Here is a 20,414-nt window from a genome sequence, read left to right as displayed (position 1 = left end):
CATGGAGACGTTTCGCATCGCGGTCCCCGACGCCGAGCTGGCCGACCTGCGTGATCGGCTGGCTCGGGTCCGGTGGGCCCCCGAGCCGCCCGGCGACGACTACGGCGTCTCCGGCGCAGACGTGCGCAAGCTGGTCGAGCACTGGCGTGACGGCTACGACTGGCGGGCCGTCGAGGCCCGGCTCAACGCCCATCCCCAGTTCACCACCACCATCGACGGCGCCACCGTGCACTTCCTGCACGTCCGCTCGCCCGAACCCCATGCGCTGCCGTTGATCCTCACCCACGGGTGGCCCGGCTCCGTCGCCGAATACCTCGACGTCATCGGCCCGCTCACCGACCCCCGCGCCCACGGCCTCGACCCCGCCGTCGCCTTCCACCTGGTGATTCCCTCGCTACCCGGCTTCGCCTGGTCCGGCCCCACCACCGACTCCGGCTGGGGCCCTCGCCGCATCGCCGCCGCGTGGACCGTGCTCATGGACCGCCTCGGCTACGCCCGTTACGGCGCCGCCGGCAACGACTGGGGCTCCGTCATCTCACCCGAGATCGGCCGCACCGCGCCGGATTCCGTCGTCGGCGTGCACGTCACCCAGATCTTCTCCGGCCCCGAGGGCGATGTGCCCTTCTACCCGCCCAGCGTCGAACCCGCCAGCGTCGCCCTGCTGCCTCCCGACGAGCAGGCCCTCGTCGCCGGTCTTCGCCACTTCCAGCGCACCATGGCCTCGTACCACCATGTGCACGCCGAGCAGCCCCAGACGCTCGCCTACGCCCTCACCGATTCCCCCGTCGGCCTCCTCGCGTGGAACAGCCAGGTCATGGGCGGGCTCGACCCCGATGCCCTGCTCACCCACGTCTGCATCCACTGGCTCACCCACACCGCCGGCACCGCCCCTCGGATCTACCTCGAGGATCATCGGCACCCCGTGCCCGCCGCCCCCACCACCGTGCCCCTCGGTCTGGCCCAGTTCCCCTACGACGCCCAGGCCATCCCCACCTACGCCCACCGTGACCACGCCAACATCGTCTCCTGGAACGTCTACGACCGCGGCGGCCACTATGCCTCCCAGCAGGCCCCCGACCTGTACCTCAACGACATCCGCCAGTTCTTCGCCCAGCTCCGCCCCTGACCAGTCCGGTCCCGACCCCCACGGTCTTCGGCCCCGCCCCGTTCTTCGACCCCGCTCCGGCCCTAGACCCCGCTCCAGCCGCCCGTTCACTTGCCTCGCCCGGCTGACTCGCCCCGCCCCCTCACCCGCTCCGGCCCTCGACCCGCTTCGGCCGCTCACTCGCTCTGGCCCCTGACCAGCTCGCGCCTTGTTCTGTTCCAGAACTCGACCAGCTCCCCGACATTTGTTGCGGGGGGCGATTGACTTTATCACAATTACCTGTTTCACCGCGCGAGGTCAGCTCAACGAGCAGCGCTCTGCACCAGCTCGTGCCTTATCAACCCGGCCCTGACCCGCCCCGCCCTTCGACCCTGTCCATTCCTGGACCTTCCGACCCTGCCTTGCCCTCTCAGCTACTCCTGCCTTCGACCTACTCGCGCCCCGACCCGCATCTGCCCTCGACCCAGCTCGCCTGGCCGAGTTTCGCTGTCTGACCCAACCTGGTTCCTGCCCCAGCCCAACCCGAGGAGCGCCGCCGTGAAGTACCTGGTTCTGATCTACAGCAACCCCACCACCTGGGCGCATCCCACGTTCGAGCACTCCGACTACTACCGCTCCGCGTCGCCCGAGGAACGCGCCGCCATGGACACCCAGTTCGGCGACCTCATGCGTGAGATCTCCGAGTCCGGCGAGCTCGTCTCCGGCACCCCGCTGGCCGAGCCCGCGACGACCCGGACGGTTCGCGTGCAGGATGGCGACACGATGACCACCGACGGGCCCTTCGCCGAGTCCAAGGAGCAGATGGCCGGCTTTTTCGTGCTCGACTGCGTCGACATCGACCGCGCCACCGAACTGGCCGCGCGCTTCCCCGATGCCCGCTTCGGCCGGGTCGAGGTCCGCCCGATCATGGAATGAAGGCCCGCCTGACGACGCGGCCGTCTCACCACGCCTCAGCGTGGACCGGTGTGTCGAGCCTGGTCAGGCGGTGCAGCCGGCGCAGGTGCCGAAGATCTCCACGGTGTGGCTGACCTCGCTGAAGCCGTTCTCGGCGGCGATGCGGTCGGCCCACTTCTCCACCGCGGGACCCTCGACCTCGACGGTCCGGCCGCAGCGGCGGCACACCAGGTGATGGTGGTGGTGGCTGGAGCAGCGGCGGTAGATGGCCTCGCCGCTGTCGGTGCGCAGGACGTCGACCTCGCCGGCGTCGGCGAGGGACTGGAGGGTGCGGTAGACGGTGGTGAGGCCGATGCCCTCGCCCCGACGGCGCAGCTCCTCGTGCAGCTCCTGGGCGGAGCGGAAGTCGTCGAGCTGGTCGAGGAGCTTGGACACGGCGGCCCGCTGCTTGGTGGCCCGAAGTCCGGGCACGGTGGCCGACGGGCGTTCGCTGGTCGTCACGCTTCCTCCCGGTGCTCGCCCCGGACGGCCGAGCCGCCCTCCTCGACGTGGGTGACGGCGTCCACCACGATGTGCGCCAGATGCTCGTCGACCAGCCGGTACATGACCTCGCGCCCGTGCCGCTCGCCGTGCACGACGCCGGCCGACTTGAGCACCCGCAGGTGCTGGCTGATCAGCGGCTGGGCCACGGCCAAGGCGTCCACGAGCTCATGCACGCAGCGCTCGCCCTCGCGCAGCTGAAGCACGATGGCGATGCGCACGGGCGCGGCGAGCGCCCGCAGGAGGTCGCCGGCGCCGGTCAGGGTGCCGGCCGCGTGCCTTGCCGCAGTGCTCGTCCCCAGCTCACGCGGCGCGTGGTCATGGGCGTCGGCCAATGCGGTGACGCCCCCGGCGCGGCCGTCCGGACGCTCCGGGACGGGGGTCGCGGCGTCCGGGCTCACTGGGGGCATCGTCCTCTCCGGCACGGCAGGCAATGGGCGGAAGACCAGGCGGTCGTAACCACCATGGTAGGCGAACGAGGTCGTCCGCTGCCGGCGGTGCTGACAATGGTTATCGAAGCAGGTGTGGCCGGAGCTGCTAGCGGAGCACGGAGACCAGCACCGCGACCAGGATCACGGCCACCAGGATGCGCAGCGCCCGGTCGGCGGGCGACAGCACCCGCCAGGTGGCCCCGAGCAGCCCGAGCACGATCAGCGCCAGGGCGCCGAGCAGACCGGCGCCGACCGGCCCGCGGACCACGACACCGACCACGAACAGCACCAGCACGAGCCCGAACACGGCCGCCGCCGGCACCCGGGCCAGCGGCCCGTTGCCCGGCAGCAGCGGCGTCTTCAGATCACGCCGCCCGCGGCCTCGACCCGGTTGCTGTCCTCCGGCCATGTCCCCACTCGATCCGCCGACGTCGCCACGCCCGGCCGCACCCCGGCGGCGGGCGAGCCCCCGCTGATGCGAGGATGCGCCACCATAACCGACCGCCGAGACGACCCGAGGAGTCCGACCGTGCTGCTGGTCTGCCGGTTCGAGGTGCCCGAGGCCGAGGCGGCCGAGTTCACCGCCACCGCCCGCCACGCCCTCGAGCTGCTCACCGCGCAGCCCGGCTGTCGCACCGGCCGACTGGGCCGGGCGACCGACGCGGCGGACCGCTGGGTCCTGGTGGTCGAGTTCGACTCGGTGGTCGCCTACCGGCGCGCCATGTCGCCGTTCCCGGTCCGCGAGATCGTGGTTCCGCTGCTGTCCCGCGCGCTCGCCGACGAGCCGGCCGCCTTCGAGCTGACAGTCTCGGCCGCCGACGGCCACGCCGACGAGCACGTGAGCCTGCTGGCCGGCGACGCCGGCACGGTCCGACTCGGCGAAGCCGCCGGGCCGGCCAGCCCCCGCTGAGGGACAATCAGCGGTAGCCGGTGGGAGGGATTGGCCATGCCGAGTCGACAGGTGGTGCTGCTCGCCTCGGCTGTCGTCGCTGTTGTCGCAGTCGTGGTGGGTCTCCTGTTCTTCGTCACCTCGGACGACTCGTCGCACATCGCGGCCGCACCGGCGACCACGGGGTCGGGACCGCTGGGTGCCGACGCCGGCACCACATCTCCCACCAAGCCCACCGGCGTGCCGACCACCGGCTCGGTGCACCTGCCCGGCGGCGGCATCGCCGAGCTGATCGCCGCCCAGGTGAGCAAGGACGGCGCCATGTCCGTGCCGGAGCGGCTCGACCAGGCGACCTGGTGGGGCGCCACCCTCGGCGCCCCGGAAGGCGCGACCCTGCTCGCCGGCCACGTGAACTGGCAGGGCCACACCGGCCCGTTCGCCGAGCTGTGGCAGGACAAGGTCGGCCAGCAGGTCACCGTGGTGGACAACAAGGGCCGCAACTGGGTGTACCGGATAACCCAGTTGGTCACCGTGCCCAAGGCCGATCTGCCCAACCGGGCCAACCAGCTCTACGGCCTGGACGGCGGCCACCGGCTGGTGCTCGCCACCTGCGGCGGAGAGTTCGTCGGCGGCAACGAGGGCTACGACGACAACCGGTTCGCGGTGGCCGAGCTGGTCACCCGTCCGTAGCGGCCCTGCCTCGCCGACGCGGTGGACGGGGCGACTATTCTTGCTCCCTTCCCAGGAATTTCCTGTCAGTTCGAGTCTCGGCCGGATGGAGTTTGGCGTGCCCGCGGACCGCATCGACGCCGTCGTCAGCCTCTGCAAGCGCAGGGGTTTCGTGTACCCGTGCGGAGAGATCTACGGGGGCACCAGGTCGGCGTGGGACTACGGGCCGTTGGGTGTCGAGCTCAAGGACAACATCAAGCGGGCCTGGTGGCGCACCATGGTGCAGGGCCGCGACGACGTGGTCGGCCTGGACTCCTCGGTGATCCTGCCGCGCGAGGTGTGGGCCGCGTCCGGCCACATCGACGCGTTCGTGGACCCGTTGGTGGAGTGCAATTCCTGCCACCGCCGGTTCCGCGCCGACCACCTCGCCGAGGAGTACGCCGAGCGCACCGGCAAGCCGCTGGCGGACAACGACCTCTCGGACGTGCCGTGTCCCAACTGCGGCAACCGCGGCCAGTACACCGAGCCGAAGATGTTCAACGGCCTGCTCAAGACCCACCTCGGCCCGGTGGAGTCCGCGGAGGGCCTGCACTACCTGCGCCCGGAGACCGCGCAGGGCATCTTCGTGAACTTCCTCAACGTCATCACCACCTCCCGCAAGAAGCCGCCGTTCGGCATCGGCCAGATCGGCAAGTCGTTCCGCAACGAGATCACCCCCGGCAACTTCATCTTCCGCACCCGCGAGTTCGAGCAGATGGAGATGGAGTTCTTCGTCGAGCCGGGCAGCGACGAGGAATGGCACCAGTACTGGATCGACGAGCGCCTGCGCTGGTACACCGATCTCGGCATCGCCCGCGACAACCTGCGGATGTACGAGCACCCGCGGGAGAAGCTGTCGCACTACTCCAAGCGGACCGTGGACATCGAGTACCGGTTCTTCTTCGCCGGCCAGGAGTGGGGCGAGCTGGAGGGCATCGCCAACCGCACCGACTTCGACCTGACCACGCACGCCAACCACTCGGGCGTCGACCTGTCCTACTTCGACCAGGCCACCAACTCCCGCTACCGGCCGTTCGTGATCGAGCCGGCCGCCGGCGTCGGCCGCCCGATGATGGCGTTCCTGCTGGACGCCTACACCGAGGACGAGGCGCCCAACGCCAAGGGCGGCGTGGACAAGCGACTGGTGCTGCGCCTGGACCGCAGGCTCGCGCCGGTGAAGGTGGCGGTGCTGCCGTTGTCCCGTAACGCCGACCTGTCGCCGAAGGCCAAGGACCTGGCGGCGGCGCTGCGCCGCAACTGGAACACCGACTTCGACGACGCCGGCGCCATCGGCCGTCGCTACCGCCGGCAGGACGAGATCGGCACGCCGTTCTGCGTGACGGTGGACTTCGACACGTTGACCGACCACGCGGTGACGGTGCGGGAGCGCGACTCGATGACCCAGGAGCGGGTGTCGATGGACCGGTTGGAGGCGTATCTGGCACCTCAGCTCCTCGGGTGCTGAGCGGTGGCGGTCACCAATGGGCGGTCGCGCTTGGATGCGCGCTGGTAGGCCTGCCTGAGCCGGTCGACGAACGCCCTGGGGGAGGCCCGCATCTGCCTCGGTGTGGTGCGCACAACCACGACACTGGCGGCAAGAAAGTTGTCGTGCTGGTCCTCGGTGCGTTCGAACGGATGCTCTGACACGTCGATGTCGAGGGCCATCGCCACGTCGTCCCACCAGGCGCTGACCGGTCCGAGGTAGGCGTTGTTCTCATCGTCGACCTGCATGCTCCACTGCGGTCTCGGCAGCCGGGCGGCGCCGACGAGCGTGGCGGCCAGCGCCTCGGCCTCGGTCCGGATGCCGTTGACCACTTCGGCCAGCACACGCCGGGGCAGTGCGCTGCCCCGGCCGTTGCCGGCGTCGAGCTCCGCGGTGATCAGCTTGGGCGGCAGGCCGTGCTCCCAGATCGCCTCGGCGAGCAGGGAGCGGACCTGCTCGGTGTTGCCGAAGCCGCGGACCGTGTCCAGCAACGCCCGTTCCAGCGGCGCGACCAGGTATCCCTTGCGCATCATGGCTTTCGGCATCCGGATCGTGCGTTCCACCGACACCTCTGGCGTCGACTTCAGCGACCGTCCTTTCGGGACGAGCACGTGCACGGCGCTGAGCGGCGGCGGTGGGGGGATCTTCATACCGTGCAGCACCAGGGCGTGGTGGCCGGTGACCAACCCGTCGGGATCGGCGTAACACAGCGCCGCCTGGACCCGTTGCGACACTGTCGGCGGCGACTTGCCGAACATCACCACGCCGGGCAGGACACGCCGCCAGGGACCTGCCGGCTGGCATCTCCGATAGACGGTGCTGGCGGACAATCCCAGCTTGATCAGCGCTTCGGCGCGGGCGACATGGTGCGGGAACAGGCCGTAGAGCTTGTCGACCGAAACGTGTGTCCCGCTCGTGATGCATGTGGGCATGGGGCAAGCCTGCCGCGTCCGCCCCGCCGCCGGTGGCCGCGAAGGGCCGATCTGTGGACAACTCGGGCCCTGTGGACAACTCGGCAATCGAAGATCCACATCATCGGGTTTCCGCGGTGCCCTGCGCTATCCTGGTCGGTTTGCCGCAATGGAGTTGACGACACCTCGTATCCCCGAGATGGTGGTTGGTCGACGCGTGTTTGCTTGCATCACGCGCTACCAAGGGGGGTTTCGTGTCGGTCGACCGCAGCCGCGGCGGCGTCATTCTGCTGTCCGCGCTCGTCCTCGACTCCGTCGGCAGCGGCATGTTCATGCCGCTCTCGCTCAACTACTTCCATCAGCTGACCCCGGTGCCGCTGACGCTGATCGGCATTCTGGCCAGCGTCGCGACCGCCCTGTCACTGCCGATCCCGCTGTTGGCGGGTTGGCTGGCCGACAGGGTCGGCCCGCTGCCGCTGGTCGTCGCGTCGCAGGTCGCGCAGGGCATCGGATTTCTCGCGTTCGGCCACGTGCAGGGGCCGGTCGGCATCTTCGTGACATCGGCCCTGGTCACGATCGGCGTGCGGTTCTTCTGGTCGAGCGTGTTCACCGCGATCGCTGACTTCTCCGACGGCAGCGCGTCCACGATGAGCAAGGACGGCTGGTACGCGTGGGCCAACATGACTCGGACGGGTGGCCTGGGCATCGGCGGCCTGGTCACGAGCCTGGCCGTCGCCGACGGCACCGACACGTTCTACCGGGTGCTGTCCAACGGTTCCGCCGGCTGTTATCTGGCGGCGGCGCTGGCGATCGGCGTGTTCGTGCGAGCTCCGCGCCGTGCCCATGAGACGGGCGAGGCCGTCGGCTACGCCACGATGCTACGAGATCGGCCTTTCGTTGCGTTTGCCGCAATCAACACGGTTTTCGCTCTCTCGACCGGCATGCTCGCGCTCGGACTGCTGGTCTTCGTGAAGGAGGGGCTCGGCGGTCCGGCCTGGCTGGCGCCGATCGTGCTGGCCGGCAACACGATCCTGCTGGCCCTGCTGGGTGCGCCCGCGATCAAGCTGGTCGAGCCGTATCGACGGACGAGGGTGCTGGTCGTGGCCGGGGGCCTGTGGGCGGCGTGGTGCCTGGCGTTCGCGGGCCTCGTGCCGAACCAGCTCGGTTGGGTGATTCCGGCGCTGATCATCGCCACCCTGCTGTACACGGCGGCGGACGTGATCCACGCACCCGTCTCGATGGGGCTGGCCACGGCCCTGTCGCCCGCCGCCGCCCGCGGCCGCTATCTGGCCGTCTTCCAGTACTCGTTCACCATCGCCAGCATGATCGCCCCGGCCTTCTTCACCATCCTGTTCGAGCTGCACCGGTCCCTGCCGTGGCTGGCGCTGGGCGTGCTCAACCTGGCCGCCCTGGCCGGCATGCTGATGCTGGAGCGGATCGTGCCGGACTCGGCGCAGCGTGTCGCCGAGCCGGCACAGGTGTGAGTCAGAGCCGGCGGACGTCGAAGGCCGTCTCGACGACCTCGCCGGTCGCCTCGTCCCGGCGCACCAGGTAGGCGCCGCCACGCCGCCGCTCCGAGACGGCCTCGACCAGCTCGGTGCCGTGATAAACGAGGCCCGCGCCGTCGTCCGTGCAGTGCGTCTCGCCCAGCTTCCCGGAGGCCACCGCCTCGTGGATGGTGGGACGGCGCTGGGCCTCGGAGTCCAGGTGCACGCCGCTGGAATAGGGCAGCAGGCCGAGGCCGTTGGTCACGACCCGCAGGTTCGGGCCGAACGAGTCGGTGACGCCGCCGGTGTACCAGCAGATCGAGCCGGCCGAGACGCCGCCGAGCACGACACCGGCCTCCCAGGCGGTGCGCATGACCTCGCCGAGCCCGTGCACCTGCCAGACCGCGAGCAGGTTGGCCACGGAGCCGCCGTTGACCCACACCACGTCGTGGTCGAGCACGAAACCGGCCAGATCCTCGGTCGGCGGCATCGGGAACAGGTTCAGGTTGGACACCTCGACGCCGCCCACCCGGCCGGCCTCGTTCACCATCGCGTTGGTGCCGCGGCTGTCCCCGTTGGCCGTGCCGACGTGGCACAGCCTCGGTCGGCCGGTCGCCCCGGACAGGTCCAGCGCGAGCCGGATCAGCGGCCCGAACTCCAGTTCGGTGTACTCGCCCCGGACCCATCCGCCCGAGGTCGCCACGATGGTCGGTCGATCGGCTGCCATGCTCGGATCCTGGCAGCCGCGGCGGCATCCGTGCCAGTTGTCATGGGGGACTGTCCGCCTCCTGCCCTAACGTGATGGGCATGGCCGACGGGTGCACTTCGGACAAGGCGGGCGGCGACAAGGCCGAACGCCGCCGTCGCGTGGGCGCGACCGCCTTCTCCTTCGTGTTCCTGTCCTGGTCGGTGCCGGGTGTGGTGGACATCGCCCAGGCGCCCGGCCCGGCCGGGCCGAAGGCGGCGCAGTTGGCCGTCACGATCGCGTACCTGCTCAGCTACCCGCTCGGCACCTGGCTGTCCGGATACGAGCGGCCCCGGCTGAAGATGTGGTATGTCGCCGTGGCCACGGCCCTCGGCCTGGCCACGGTGTGGCTCGACCGGCCCGACAACTCGATCTTGCTCATCTACGCGCTCGCGCTCAGTGCCATTCTGTTGACCAGGCCCGCGTCGATCGTGGTGGCCGGCGGACTCACCGCCGTGGCGTTCATCGCCTCGGCGCTGGCGCCGGGCGGTCCCGACTGGGGCAACCTGGCACTGATGATCGCCCTGACCATCGGCATCACCAGCTTCAGCAAGGTCGGCGGCGACCTGAAGGCGGCCAACCGGGAGGTGGCCAGGCTCGCCGTCGCGGAGGAACGGGCCAGGGTGGCCCGCGACGTGCACGACGTGCTGGGGCACAGCCTGACCACGGTGACGCTGAAACTGGGGCTGATCCGCAGGCTGCTGGAGACGAGACCGGGGGAGGTGGAGCGGTTGATCATCGAGGTGGGGGAGGCCGAGCAGTTGTCACGGCAGGCGTTGTCGGAGGTGCGTGCCACGCTGTCGGGGTACCGGAGCGCGTCGCTGAGCGCCGAGGTCGCTGGGGCCCGTGCGGCGCTGGCGTCCGCGGGCATCGCCGCCGACCTGCCCAGGGCGGTGGACAACGTGCTGCCTGAGTACCAGGAGTCGTTCGCCTACGTGCTGCGAGAGGGGGTCACCAACGTGTTGCGGCACAGCGGCGCGACGAACTGCGAGGTGCGGCTGGGCGAGTCCTGGTTGGAGGTCCGGGACAACGGCTCGGCCCTCGCGGACGCGGGGGCGTCGCGTGTGGACGGCGGCGGGGCCGGCCTGACCGGGCTGGCCGACCGGCTGGCCTCGATCGGCGGCCGGATCGACGCGGGCCCGGTGCCGGGCGGCGGTTTCCTGCTGCGGGCCAGCGTGGCGAGGCCGGTGCCGGCATGACCGATCAGATCGTCCGGGACAACCACCGGGGATGGATCGCGTCGGCGTCCTTCTTCGTGTTGTTCATGCTGCCGGCGATGGTGGGGCAGTTCGGCGTCGACCGACCGGTGTGGGCGACCGGGCTGGCGGTCGGCGGCCTGGTGCTCTACGGCGTCGGCTACGTGCTGCTGCCGGTCGCGGTCTGGCGTGCGTCGACGAGTTGGCAGGTGTCCGTCGGCGTGGCCTACATGGGTGCGGCGGCCGCGCTGTCCACAGTGGCCACGCCGTACATCTTCATCTGGGCCTTCGCGCTGTGCGCGGTGATCGTGCCGGGCTGGTGGATGGTCCCCGTCCACGGCGTGGCGTTCCTGGTGCTGGTGATCGTGCTGCCGGGCAGCTACATGGGACTGCTGGTCATCCTGCTGTCGGTCACGCTGCTGTGCCGAGCCGTGGTGCACATGATCGATGTCAACCGCGAACTTCGGCTGGCCCGGGACCAGGTCACCGCGTTGGCCGTGGCCGACGAGCGCGGTCGCATCGCGCGGGACCTGCACGACGTGCTCGGGCACAGCCTCACGACGGTGACGGTGAAGGCCGGGTTGGCTCGTCGGATGCTCGAAGCCGGGGTGGGGATCGACCGCGCGCTGGCCGAGATGCGGGACGTGGAACGGTTGTCCCAGCAGGCTTTGGCCGACATCGCGGCCACGGTGTCGGGGGAGCGGTCGGCGTCGCTGGCCGCGGAGCTGGTCGGCGCCAAGGAGGTGCTGAGGGCGGCCGGGATCGACGCCGATTTCCCGCTGGCGGTGGACGATGTCGCCCCCGAGTACCAGGAGGCGTTCGCGTTCGCGCTGCGCGAAGGCGTGACCAATGTGGTGCGGCACAGCGCAGGCGCGACGCGGTGCGAGGTGAGGCTCGGCGGCCGCTGGCTGGAGGTCCGTGACGACGGTGACCCCGTCCCGGCCGCGGCCAACCCGTCCCGGGTCGACGGCGGCGGCAACGGCCTGACCGGGCTTTCCCAGCGCCTGGGCGGAATCGGCGCCCGACTGGAGGCAGGACCGCTGCCCAGCCAGGGGTTCCGGCTCCGGGTGGAGGTGCCGGCGTGACGCCGCGTCGCTTCGATCCCGAACTGGGCTGGCCCGTCAGCTGTTTCTTCCTGCTGTTCGCGGTGCCGAGCCTGTACCAGCTGGTCAACAGCGGTACGCCGACCTGGCGTATCGCCTCCGCCCTGACGGTGTTCGCCGTCTACGCGGCCCTGTACGTGCTGGCGTCCATGAAGATGTGGAACCTGGGCCTGGGGCCGAAGCTGGTGCTGACGGCGGCGTTGCTCGCACTGCCGACGGCGTTGGTGTGGCTGATCGGGCTGACGTCCACCTGGGTGTTCGTCTACGGCCTGTCGCTGACCGCCATGATGCTGCCGACCGTCCTGGCCTTCTCGATCGGCCTGCCGACGCTGGCCGTGACCGCGGTGCTCATCGTCGCGAACCTGGGCTTCGCCGAGTTGTTCACCGACTGGGTGGTGCTGGCCTCGGTGTTCGCGGCCACCTGGTTCATGGGCCGGCTCATCCGGGCCAACTACGCGCTGGCGTCGGCGCAGGAGGAGATCGCCCGGCTGGCCGCCGCCCAGGAGCGGGCGCGGCTGGCCGAGGAGTTACGCGAGCATCTCGGGCACAGCCTGGCCGCGATCACCGCTAAGGCCAGTGCGGTGTGCGCGGAACTGGAGCGGGGCGGCACGCCGATGGAGAACGTGCGCGAGGTCGAGGACCTGGCCCGTGAGGCGGTGACGCAGGTGCGGGCGACCGTGTCGGGTTACCGCACGGCGTCGCTGGCCGCGGAGGTCGTCGGCGCACGGGCGGCGTTGGAGGCGGCCGGCATCGTGGCCGACCTGCCGACGGCGGTGGACCGGGTGGCGCCTGCTTACCGGGAGGCCTTCGCGTACGCGCTGCGCGACGGCGTCACGGCGGTGCTGCGGCGCGCGAGCGGCGCGACGCGGTGCGAGGTCCGGCTGGGCGAGTCCTGGCTGGAGGTTCGCGACGACGGCACGGCCGTGGTGCCGGTCGCGGACGGTGGTGGAGTGGACAGTGGTCTCGTCGAACGCGTGGCGGGCATCGGTGGTCGGATCGACACCGGGCCGTGCGCGGAAGGAGGTTTTCGGTTGAGAGTGGCGGTGCCGTCGTGATCAGGGTTCTGCTGGCCGACGATCAGGCGTTGGTGCGCGGCGCGCTGGCCGCGATGCTCAGCATCGAGTCGGACATCGAGGTCGTCGCCGAGGTGGGCTCGGGCGACGAGGTGGTGCCGGCGGCGCAGCGCACCAGTCCGGATGTCGCGCTGCTGGACGTGCAGATGCCCGGCATGGACGGGTTGACCGCGGCCGCGGAGCTGCGCCGGGCGATGCCCGGCTGCCGGGTGGTGGTGTGCACCACGTTCGGCCGGCCCGGCTACCTGGCGCGGGCGATGGCCGCGGGTGCGGCCGGGTTCGTGGTCAAGGACGCGCCGCCGGAGCAGTTGGTGGAGGCGGTCCGGCGGGTGCACGCCGGGCTGCGGGTGGTCGATCCCGCGCTCGCCGCGGAGTCGCTGGCCAGCGGGGCGAGCCCGCTGACCGAACGGGAGAGGGAGGTGCTGCTCGCCGCCAGTGACGGCGGCACGGTGTCGGACGTGGCCAGGACGCTGCACCTGTCGGAGGGCACGGTGCGCAACCATCTGTCGTCGGCCATCGGCAAGACCGGGGCCAGGACCCGGGCCGAGGCGGCCCGTCTCGCGGAGGACCGCGGCTGGCTGTGACACCATGGGCCCCGTGAGTGGGTCGACCGTGCGCCGGATGTTTCTGCGGGTCGTGCTGGGCGCGCTCCTCGTCGCCGGACTGGTGATCGGCGGCACTGCCGTGCGGGTCTGGCAGGTGGCGCGGCTGGACGAGCGGTCGCCCGTGGACGTGGCGATCGTGCTCGGCGCGGCGCAGTACGACGGCACGCCGTCGGACGCGCTCGAGGCCAGGCTCCAGCACGCCAAGACGCTGTACGACGACGGTGTGGTGAAGTACGTGCTCACCGTCGGCGGCCGGCAGCCGGGCGACCACTACACCGAGGCCGAGTCGGGCCAGATGTGGTTGGCCGACAACGGGGTTCCGCAGGACCGGATCATCTCCGTGGGCACCGGCAGCGACACGCTGGAGAGCCTCCGTGCGGTGGCGCCGGTGTACCGCAACCACGGGTGGACCACGGCGGTGCTGGTGAGCGATCCCTGGCACTCGTTCCGGGCGCAGACCATGGCGCGGGACAGTGGTATCGACGCCGGGGTTTCGCCGACGCACACCGGTCCGATGGTCCGCACGCGGGAGACGCAGTTCAGCCAGATCGTCCGGGAGACCGGGGCGCTGCTGTTCTACCGGCTGTCCAGGGCCCCGGCCGACGAGTTCGGCGCGAGCGCCAGTTGACCGGCGGCTACACCGGGCACGACACCGCTCGCCTGCTGCCGGACGAGCCGAAGCGGGCGGCCCTGCCGGGTTCGCTGGCCGAGCAGCGCAGCGCGTTCTCCAGGGACCGGGCGCGGGTGCTGCACTCGGCGGCGCTGCGCCGGTTGGCCGGCAAGACGCAGGTGGTCGGGCCGGGCGAGGGCGACGTGCCGCGGACACGGCTGACGCACTCGCTGGAGGTCGCCCAGATCGGCCGGGGCATCGGCGGCGAGCTGGGCTGCGATCCGGACGTGGTGGACACGGCCGGGCTGGCACACGACATCGGGCACCCGCCGTTCGGGCACAACGGGGAGCGGGCGCTGCACGTGATCGCGGAGCCGTGTGGCGGCTTCGAGGGCAACGCGCAGACGCTGCGCATCCTGACCCGCCTGGAGCCGAAGGTGCTGGCCGAGGGGCGCGGCTACGGGCTGAACCTGACCCGGGCGTCGCTGGACGCTGCCACGAAGTACCCGTGGCCGCGGACTGCCGGCGTGGTCAAGTTCGGCGTGTATGAGGACGACGTGGCCGTCTTCGACTGGGTGCGTGAGGGGGCGCCGGAGCGTCGGCGCTGCCTGGAGGCGCAGGTCATGGACTGGGCGGACGACGTCGCCTACTCGGTGCACGACGTGGAGGACGGCGTGCTGTCCGGGCGCATCTCGCTCAGCGAGCTGGCCAGCCCGGTGGAGCGGGCCGCGGTCGCGGAGCTGGCCGCCAAGCACTTCTCCGACGAGCCGGTCGGCGCGTTGGAGGATGCGGCGACCGAGCTGCTGCGGCTGCCGGCCGTGGCCGCCCTGGCCGAGCACGACTACGACGGGTCGCTGGGCGCGCAGGTGGCCCTGAAGGTGCTGACCAGTGAGCTGGTCGGCCGGTTCGCCGCGGCGGCGATCACCGAGACGCGGCGGCTGCACGGCGACGGGCCGCTGTGCCGGTACGCCGCCGACCTGGCGGTGCCGTCGCTGGTCGCGGCCGAGGTGGCGCTGCTCAAGGCCGTCGCGCTGCACTACGTGATGAGCGATCCGCACCGGCTGGCCCTCCAGCGGGTGCAGCGGCAGCAACTCATGGAGCTGGCCGAGGTGCTCTCCGAGCGTGCGCCGGACGCGCTGGACCCGGCGTTCCGGCCGGCGTGGCTGGCGGCCGGCGACGATTTTTTTTTGGCTGCGGGTGGTTGTCGACCAGTTGGCCTCGCTGACCGATGCTCAAGCAGTTGCCTGGTACGACCGGTTCTGCCTGCGGTGAACCGAGAGGCCGAATTGGCCGGCCGGTGGGACTCTCGGTGTCATGGGCATAGCTGGAGCAGTGCGACGGGGCCTGCGGCGGCTGTTCGGTCGCCGGGTGTCGGCTGGTGTCACCCGAAGGGGTGGCGGGGCGGAGGGCGGCGGCGCCGCGGGCGTCCGTGAGCCGCGGGTTTCCGCGGCCGGACGGACCGCGTGGGGCCGGGGCGCGACCACTTCCGGAGGAATCTGCGAACGTCAAATTGCGCGACCCCCGGCGTTAGCGCCGGGTGGATGGCAGACTCGGGACACCCCCCACTTCAGGAGGTGTCGTGGACCTGGCGTTCACCCTCGCCCTGCACCGTGCGGTCGACCCCGATCCGGACAACGATCTGTGTTGGTCGCCGTTCTCGGTGCTGTCCGCGCTCGGACTGACCGCGGAGGCAGCCGAGGGCGTCAGCCGCGACGAACTCGTCGGCGCTCTGCTCGGTGACCCGGCGGCCGGCGCCAAGGCCGGCGACCGCGCGGGCGAGCTGCGGGCGCAGGCCTCGCAGCTGGCGGCGGCGGCCGAGCTGGACGACACGGGGCAGGGCGATCCGCCGGTGCTGGCCGTGTCCAACACACTGTGGGCGGTGGAGGACCTGCCGATCCGGCGCGAGTTCGCCGAGGAGCTCGCGCGCTGGCCCAACGGCTCGGTCAAGGGCGCGCCGTTCGCCGACGCGCCCGAGGACGCCAGGAAGCTGATCAACACCGACGTCGCGGAGACAACGCGCGGCCTGATCCCGGAGCTGATCCCGCCGGGCAGCATCAAGCCGATGACGGTCGCCGCGCTGGTCAACGCCCTGTATCTGAAGGTCGCCTGGCACCACCCGTTCACCGAGGGGGCCACCACGCCCCGGCCGTTCCACGCGCCGACCGGCACGTACGAGCCGCCGAGCATGCGGCAGACCAAGCGCCTCGGCTACGGCCACCGCGACGGCTGGCAGGTTGTCGTGCTGCCGGCGGCCGGCGGCGTGGACGCCGTGCTGCTGGTGCCGGACGCGCCGCTGACCGAGGCCGAGCCGGCGCTCGACGGCGCCAAGCTGGCCGAGCTGCTCGGCACGGCGTCGTCGCAGCGGGTGCAGCTGACCATGCCGAAGATCAACGTCAGCACCCGGGCCAGCATCAAGCACCCGCTGCTGGACCTGGGCGTGCACCTGCTGTTCAAGCCCGGGCAGGCCGGGCTGACGCGGCTGTGCCCCGATCCCCGGCTGTACGTGGACGACGTGCTGCACGAGTCGGTGCTGAAGTTCGACGAGCAGGGCCTCGAAGGGGCCGCCGCGACCGCCATGATCATGCGGTCGATGTCCATGTCCGTGCCGACGGACCCGATTGTCGTGGACGTGGACCGGCCGTTCCTGGTCGTCGTGCGGCACCGGGAGACCGGGGTGCCGTACTTCGTCGCGCGGGTCGTGCATCCGTAGCTGTCACACTTGGCGCAGGCTCCTCGTCCCCTGGATATGACGAGGATTCCTGTGGTGAGCAAGGACAAGGCCGGACTGTTGGCCCGTGGCGTGTTCTGGATGGCCAAGCGCCGCTACGGCGCGGTGCCCGAGCCGTTCGGCGTCATCGCCCGGCACCGAGGGCTGCTCACGGCCGGGGCCGTGCACGAGCTCGCGGTCGAGCGGACCGCGACGAAGCTGCCGGTGAGCCTGCGCCACCTGGTGCAGTACCGGGTCGCCGTGGTGCTGGGCTGCTCGTGGTGCATCGACTTCGGCACCATGCTGCAACGGCTGGACGGCTTGGACATCGACCGGCTGCGCGAGATCGACGACTACGAGACGTCGCCGCGTTACACCGACATCGAGCGCAAGGCGCTGGCCTATGCCGACGCGATGACCGCCACGCCGACCACGGTCACCGACGAGCAGGTGGCGGAGCTGGACGCCGAGCTCGGGCATGTCGGCGCGATCGAGCTGACCTACCTGATCGCGCTGGAGAACCAGCGCAGCCGGCTCAACCACGCGCTGGGCATCGTCGATCAGGGCTTCACCTCGGGTGAGGCCTGCCGCGTGCCGCGCGTGTGAGATCAGGGCTGGGGCGTCTCGTCGAACTCGATGTGCGTGAGCTTGTCGGGGTTGGCGATGTCGTACATGGCGACGATCCGGCCGTCGCGGATGGCGAAGGCGGTGATGCGGGGATCAGGACCGTGGCCGGCCGGGAGGACCAGGCCGAGGTCGCCGTTGACCAGGCCGAAGCGGTAGGCGGCAAGCGTTTGCGGGCCGTACATGGCGCGGAGCCCGAGCAGGAAGCGGGCGATCTTGTCGTGGCCGGTGATGACGTTGAGGGTGGTGCGGGCGCGGCCGCCGCCGTCGCCGGTGAAGGCGGCGGAGGGGTGCAGGACGCGGAGGAGCTGGTCGAGGTCGCCGGTGGCGACGGCGGCCAGGAACTCGGCGAGGACGGTGCGCTGGGTGTCGAGGTCGACGCGCGGGGGCACGTCGGCGTCCTCGACGATGCGGCGGGCCCGTGAGGCGTGCTGGCGGGCGGTGGCGGGGGTGCAGCCGAGGGTGTCGGCGATCTCCGGGAAGGGCACGCCGAAGGCGTCGTGCAGGACGAAGGCGACCCGCTGTTCGGGGGTGAGGGTGTGCAGGACGACAAGGGCAGCCATGCGCATGCCGTCGTCGCGCACGATGACGTCCAGGGGGTCGCTGCCCTCGGCGGGTGTGACGAGCGGCTCGGGCAGCCACGAGCCGACGTAGCGCTCCCGTTGCGAGGCGGCGGACTTGAGCTGGTCGAGGCAGATCCGGCCGACGACCGTCGTGAGCCACGCGCGCAGGTCGCGGATGCCCTCGGGGTGCGCGGACAGGCGCAGCCACGCCTCCTGGACGGCGTCCTCGGCGTCGCCGAACCGGCCGGTGATGCGGTAGGCGACACCGACCAGGTGGGTGCGGTGGGTGGTGAACGCGGCGGCCAGGTCGTCGGGGACGGACATGCCGTGGATCCTGCCGCACGGGTGGCCGCCTACACTCGGGTGTTGTGGCAGGACGCATCCGGGACAGTGACATCGCCGAGGTGCGCGACCGCAATCGGATCGACGAGGTGGTCGGCGAGTACGTCGCACTGAGCAGGGCCGGCGGCGGCGCGCTGAAGGGGCTGTGCCCGTTCCACGACGAGAAGACCCCGTCGTTCAACGTGCGGTCGACGCACGGCACCTTCCACTGCTTCGGCTGTGGCGAGGGCGGGGACGTGATCGCCTTCGTCATGAAGATCGATCACCTCAGCTTCGTCGAGTCGGTGGAGCGGCTCGCGGAGCGGGTGGGCCTGCAGCTGACGTACGAGGGCGGCGGCGCGAGCGTGCAGCGGGACCGTGGCACCCGCAGCCGGCTGCTGGAGGCGCACCGCGCGGCGTCGGAGTTCTACATGGAGCAGCTGCGCACGCCGGACGCCCTCAAGGCGCGGGAGTACCTCGCGGAGCGGGATTTCGACGAGGCGACGGCGACCCTGTTCGGCTGTGGTTTCGCGCCGGCCGGCTGGGACCAGCTGACCAAGCACCTGCTGGGCCGCGGCTTCGTGCTGGAGGAGCTGTACAAGGCGGGCCTGTCGCGGGAGGGCCAGCGCGGACCGATCGACCGGTTCCACCGCCGGCTGCTGTGGCCGTTGAAGGATCTCGGCGGCGACGTGGTGGGTTTCGGCGCGCGGCGGCTGTTCGACGACGACCGGATCGAGGCGAAGTACGTCAACACGGCGGAGACGCCGATCTTCAAGAAGTCGCAGGTGCTGTTCGGCATCGACATGGCCAAGCGGGAGATCGCGCGGCGGCACCAGGTGGTGGTGGTCGAGGGCTACACGGACGTGATGGCCATGCACGCCTCGGGCGTGCCGACGGCCGTCGCCTCGTGCGGCACGGCGTTCGGCAGCGACCACATCTCGGTGCTGCGCCGGCTGCTGATGGACGACTTCGAGTTCCGCGCCGAGGTCATCTTCACCTTCGACGGCGACGCGGCCGGTCAGAAGGCGGCGCTCAAGGCGTTCGACGACGACCAGCAGTTCTCCGCCAACACCTACGTCTGTGTCGCACCGGACGGCATGGACCCGTGCGAGCTGCGGCAGCAGAAGGGCGAGGCGGCCGTCCGGGACCTGGTGGCCCGCCGGCAGCCGCTGTTCACCTTCGCCATCAAGGCCTTGCTCACCGAGCACGACCTGGACACCGCCGAGGGACGCGTGGAGGGGCTGCGCCGGGCGGTGCCGCTGGTCGCCCGGATCAAGAACGTGTCGCTGCGGGACGAGTACGCGCGGCAGCTCGCCGGCTGGGTGGGCTGGGAGGACACCAACACCGTCGTGCGGCGGGTGCGGGAGTCGGCGGGCGGCGCCGAGCCGGTGCGCCGGGGGCGCCGCGTGCAGCCGCCCGACCCGGACCAGAGTGCCCTCGGGCTGGACGTCGCCGGGCCGGCGCGGCCGCGCCGCGACGATCCGGCGCTGTGGTCGCAGCGGGAGGCGCTCAAGATCGCCCTGCAGGCGCCGGCGCTGGCTGGGCCCTACTACGACGCGCTCCCCGAGGACGCCTTCGCCGATCCGGCCTACCTGGAGGTGCACCGGGCGATCATCGCCGCCGGCGGGGCCTCGTGCGGCATCTCAGGGCCGGCGTTCGTGGACGCCGTCGGGCAGCAGTTGCAGCACCAGAGCCTGCGGTCGCTGCTGACCGAGCTGGCGGTCGACCCCGTGCAGGTGAAGTCCGAAGTGGACATCCGCTACGTCGAGGTGATCGTCGCGCGGCTGCAGGAGACGTTGGTGGCCAAGCAGGTCGCCGAGCTGAAGTCGCGGCTGCAGCGGCTGTCGCCGGTGGAGCACGAGGCCGAGTACCGGGAGCTGTTCGGCGACCTGGTGGCGCTGGAGCAGTACCGGAAGGCGTTGCGCGAGCAAGGGATCGGTGCGTATTGAGCTGGCTGCGCCGCAAGCTGACCGGCCTGCCCGAGGGCTTCGCCGGCCAGCTCGACCCGAACGAGAGCGTGGCGGCCAGCGGCACGTCCGGCGGCGAGCTGGTGGTGGCGACGTCGCTGGGGCTGTGGCTGCCCGGCGCCGAGCGGCTCGGCTGGCACCTGATCAGCAAGGCGACGTGGGACGGCAGCGCGCTGACCGTCATCGCGGCCGTGGAGACCGGCACGGCCGGGTCGGCCGTCCTGCTGACCGACCAGCCGCCGCGGCGGCTCCCGCTGGAGCAGCCGGGCAAGCTGCCGCAGGCTGTGCAGCGGCGGGTGACGCAGTCGGTCGTGGACCGGCACCGGCATGAGCTGCCGGGCGGTGGCGCGTGGTTCGTGCGCCGTCGGGTGCCCGGCCGGGATGGGACGATTCTCCAGGTCAGGCCCGACGCCGGCGCCGATCCGACGGCGGTGGCCGCATTGGCCGAGAAG

The 20,414-nt window shown here is 71.3% G+C and carries 21 protein-coding genes and 1 pseudogene; 16 read left to right on the top strand and 6 right to left on the bottom strand.

Annotated elements, in window-relative coordinates; genetic code table 11:
- Position 1: 1 nt before the first annotated feature.
- The gene (locus KUTG_RS16460) at positions 2–1,126 is read left to right on the top strand and encodes an epoxide hydrolase family protein (protein WP_043717859.1); all 1,125 of its coding nucleotides are present in this window, start codon (positions 2–4) and stop codon (positions 1,124–1,126) included.
- 516 nt (positions 1,127–1,642) lie between these two features.
- Complete coding sequence (locus tag KUTG_RS16455; protein WP_043717855.1) at positions 1,643–2,020, top strand: YciI family protein; 378 nt, start codon at positions 1,643–1,645, stop codon at positions 2,018–2,020.
- 63 nt (positions 2,021–2,083) lie between these two features.
- On the opposite strand, the gene KUTG_RS16450 is transcribed toward KUTG_RS16455, so the two are convergent.
- The 3 genes from KUTG_RS16450 to KUTG_RS16440 form a co-directional block, all read right to left on the bottom strand.
- A complete protein-coding gene (locus KUTG_RS16450; protein ID WP_043717853.1) occupies positions 2,084–2,500 on the bottom strand; it encodes a Fur family transcriptional regulator in 417 nt (138 codons plus the stop codon).
- Positions 2,497–2,949 (bottom strand): ArsR/SmtB family transcription factor, encoded by a 453-nt coding sequence (locus KUTG_RS16445; RefSeq protein WP_043729605.1) that lies wholly within the window; start codon positions 2,947–2,949, stop codon positions 2,497–2,499. The genes KUTG_RS16450 and KUTG_RS16445 overlap by 4 nt, the downstream gene beginning before the upstream one ends.
- 127 nt (positions 2,950–3,076) lie before the next feature.
- Positions 3,077–3,379 (bottom strand): hypothetical protein, encoded by a 303-nt coding sequence (locus KUTG_RS16440; protein ID WP_232240823.1) that lies wholly within the window; start codon positions 3,377–3,379, stop codon positions 3,077–3,079.
- Between the two features lie 120 nt (positions 3,380–3,499).
- On the opposite strand from KUTG_RS16440, the gene KUTG_RS16435 reads away from it, so the two are divergent.
- From KUTG_RS16435 to KUTG_RS16425, 3 genes are all read left to right on the top strand, one after another.
- Complete coding sequence (locus KUTG_RS16435; protein ID WP_043717851.1) at positions 3,500–3,880, top strand: antibiotic biosynthesis monooxygenase; 381 nt, start codon at positions 3,500–3,502, stop codon at positions 3,878–3,880.
- 36 nt (positions 3,881–3,916) lie between these two features.
- Positions 3,917–4,549: a class F sortase gene (locus KUTG_RS16430; protein ID WP_043717848.1), complete on the top strand. Its 633-nt coding sequence runs from the start codon at positions 3,917–3,919 to the stop codon at positions 4,547–4,549.
- A 97-nt stretch (positions 4,550–4,646) separates the two neighbouring features.
- A complete protein-coding gene (locus KUTG_RS16425; protein ID WP_043729601.1) occupies positions 4,647–6,032 on the top strand; it encodes a glycine--tRNA ligase in 1,386 nt (461 codons plus the stop codon).
- Here KUTG_RS16425 and KUTG_RS16420 read toward each other — a convergent pair.
- Entirely contained in the window at positions 6,014–6,982 is a 969-nt protein-coding gene (locus KUTG_RS16420; protein ID WP_043717845.1) for a hypothetical protein, read from the bottom strand. The genes KUTG_RS16425 and KUTG_RS16420 overlap by 19 nt on opposite strands.
- A 233-nt stretch (positions 6,983–7,215) precedes the next feature.
- Here KUTG_RS16420 and KUTG_RS16415 point away from each other — a divergent pair, with 233 nt between their 5' ends.
- Positions 7,216–8,445 (top strand): MFS transporter, encoded by a 1,230-nt coding sequence (locus KUTG_RS16415; RefSeq protein ID WP_157494575.1) that lies wholly within the window; start codon positions 7,216–7,218, stop codon positions 8,443–8,445.
- Position 8,446: 1 nt separating this feature from the next.
- On the opposite strand, the gene KUTG_RS16410 is transcribed toward KUTG_RS16415, so the two are convergent.
- Positions 8,447–9,175, bottom strand: coding sequence for a Type 1 glutamine amidotransferase-like domain-containing protein (locus tag KUTG_RS16410; protein WP_043717842.1), 729 nt, complete (start codon positions 9,173–9,175; stop codon positions 8,447–8,449).
- 80 nt (positions 9,176–9,255) lie between these two features.
- Between KUTG_RS16410 and KUTG_RS16405 the strand changes: the two genes are divergently transcribed.
- The 8 genes and pseudogenes from KUTG_RS16405 to KUTG_RS16370 all read left to right on the top strand — a co-directional run bounded on the left by KUTG_RS16405 (position 9,256) and on the right by KUTG_RS16370 (position 17,093).
- Positions 9,256–10,392, top strand: coding sequence for a sensor histidine kinase (locus tag KUTG_RS16405; protein WP_198047196.1), 1,137 nt, complete (start codon positions 9,256–9,258; stop codon positions 10,390–10,392).
- Positions 10,389–11,474, top strand: a complete 1,086-nt coding sequence (locus KUTG_RS16400; RefSeq protein WP_052394705.1) for a sensor histidine kinase — start codon at positions 10,389–10,391, stop codon at positions 11,472–11,474. The genes KUTG_RS16405 and KUTG_RS16400 overlap by 4 nt, the downstream gene beginning before the upstream one ends.
- Positions 11,471–12,547: a sensor histidine kinase gene (locus tag KUTG_RS16395; RefSeq protein ID WP_052394703.1), complete on the top strand. Its 1,077-nt coding sequence runs from the start codon at positions 11,471–11,473 to the stop codon at positions 12,545–12,547. Before KUTG_RS16400 ends, KUTG_RS16395 begins: the two co-directional genes overlap by 4 nt.
- Positions 12,544–13,149, top strand: a complete 606-nt coding sequence (locus tag KUTG_RS16390) for a response regulator transcription factor (protein ID WP_043717839.1) — start codon at positions 12,544–12,546, stop codon at positions 13,147–13,149. The genes KUTG_RS16395 and KUTG_RS16390 overlap by 4 nt, the downstream gene beginning before the upstream one ends.
- A 4-nt stretch (positions 13,150–13,153) precedes the next feature.
- Positions 13,154–13,798: a YdcF family protein gene (locus KUTG_RS16385; RefSeq protein ID WP_157494574.1), complete on the top strand. Its 645-nt coding sequence runs from the start codon at positions 13,154–13,156 to the stop codon at positions 13,796–13,798.
- Positions 13,795–15,052, top strand: a pseudogene (locus tag KUTG_RS16380) (deoxyguanosinetriphosphate triphosphohydrolase). The gene KUTG_RS16385 and the pseudogene KUTG_RS16380 overlap by 4 nt, the downstream one beginning before the upstream one ends.
- 307 nt (positions 15,053–15,359) lie before the next feature.
- Positions 15,360–16,490, top strand: coding sequence for a serpin family protein (locus tag KUTG_RS16375; protein WP_043717836.1), 1,131 nt, complete (start codon positions 15,360–15,362; stop codon positions 16,488–16,490).
- A 36-nt stretch (positions 16,491–16,526) separates the two neighbouring features.
- Entirely contained in the window at positions 16,527–17,093 is a 567-nt protein-coding gene (locus KUTG_RS16370) for a carboxymuconolactone decarboxylase family protein (protein WP_043717834.1), read from the top strand.
- Positions 17,094–17,095: 2 nt separating this feature from the next.
- On the opposite strand, the gene KUTG_RS16365 is transcribed toward KUTG_RS16370, so the two are convergent.
- On the bottom strand, positions 17,096–17,998 hold the full coding sequence (locus KUTG_RS16365) for a sigma-70 family RNA polymerase sigma factor (RefSeq protein WP_043717832.1): 903 nt from the start codon (positions 17,996–17,998) through the stop codon (positions 17,096–17,098).
- Between the two features lie 44 nt (positions 17,999–18,042).
- Between KUTG_RS16365 and dnaG the strand changes: the two genes are divergently transcribed.
- Together dnaG and KUTG_RS61315 are read left to right on the top strand one after the other, a co-directional pair.
- Positions 18,043–19,944 (top strand): DNA primase, encoded by a 1,902-nt coding sequence (dnaG, locus tag KUTG_RS16360; RefSeq protein ID WP_043717830.1) that lies wholly within the window; start codon positions 18,043–18,045, stop codon positions 19,942–19,944.
- Positions 19,941–20,414, top strand: a 474-nt coding sequence (locus tag KUTG_RS61315) for a hypothetical protein (protein ID WP_043717828.1), incomplete at its 3' end; no start/stop codon positions are given. The genes dnaG and KUTG_RS61315, both read left to right, overlap by 4 nt.

Origin of the sequence: Kutzneria sp. 744, from assembly GCF_000568255.1 — a bacterium.
Taxonomy (GTDB): Bacteria; Actinomycetota; Actinomycetes; order Mycobacteriales; family Pseudonocardiaceae; genus Kutzneria.
The sequence above is the reverse complement of the archived record's forward strand: the minus strand, read 5'-3'. Positions and strand labels throughout refer to the sequence as shown.

Excerpts from the sequence above, each read along its gene's own strand:
- KUTG_RS16385 (WP_157494574.1), top strand. The coding sequence starts at position 13,154 with ATGGGCCCCGTGAGTGGGTCGACCGTGCGCCGGATGTTTCTGCGGGTC.
- KUTG_RS16365 (WP_043717832.1), bottom strand. The coding sequence starts at position 17,998 with ATGTCCGTCCCCGACGACCTGGCCGCCGCGTTCACCACCCACCGCACC.
- KUTG_RS16430 (WP_043717848.1), top strand. The coding sequence starts at position 3,917 with ATGCCGAGTCGACAGGTGGTGCTGCTCGCCTCGGCTGTCGTCGCTGTT.
- KUTG_RS16420 (WP_043717845.1), bottom strand. The coding sequence starts at position 6,982 with ATGCCCACATGCATCACGAGCGGGACACACGTTTCGGTCGACAAGCTC.
- KUTG_RS16400 (WP_052394705.1), top strand. The coding sequence starts at position 10,389 with ATGACCGATCAGATCGTCCGGGACAACCACCGGGGATGGATCGCGTCG.
- KUTG_RS16440 (WP_232240823.1), bottom strand. The coding sequence starts at position 3,379 with ATGGCCGGAGGACAGCAACCGGGTCGAGGCCGCGGGCGGCGTGATCTG.
- KUTG_RS16405 (WP_198047196.1), top strand. The coding sequence starts at position 9,256 with ATGGCCGACGGGTGCACTTCGGACAAGGCGGGCGGCGACAAGGCCGAA.
- KUTG_RS16460 (WP_043717859.1), top strand. The coding sequence starts at position 2 with ATGGAGACGTTTCGCATCGCGGTCCCCGACGCCGAGCTGGCCGACCTG.
- KUTG_RS16410 (WP_043717842.1), bottom strand. The coding sequence starts at position 9,175 with ATGGCAGCCGATCGACCGACCATCGTGGCGACCTCGGGCGGATGGGTC.
- KUTG_RS16370 (WP_043717834.1), top strand. The coding sequence starts at position 16,527 with ATGACGAGGATTCCTGTGGTGAGCAAGGACAAGGCCGGACTGTTGGCC.
- KUTG_RS16445 (WP_043729605.1), bottom strand. The coding sequence starts at position 2,949 with ATGCCCCCAGTGAGCCCGGACGCCGCGACCCCCGTCCCGGAGCGTCCG.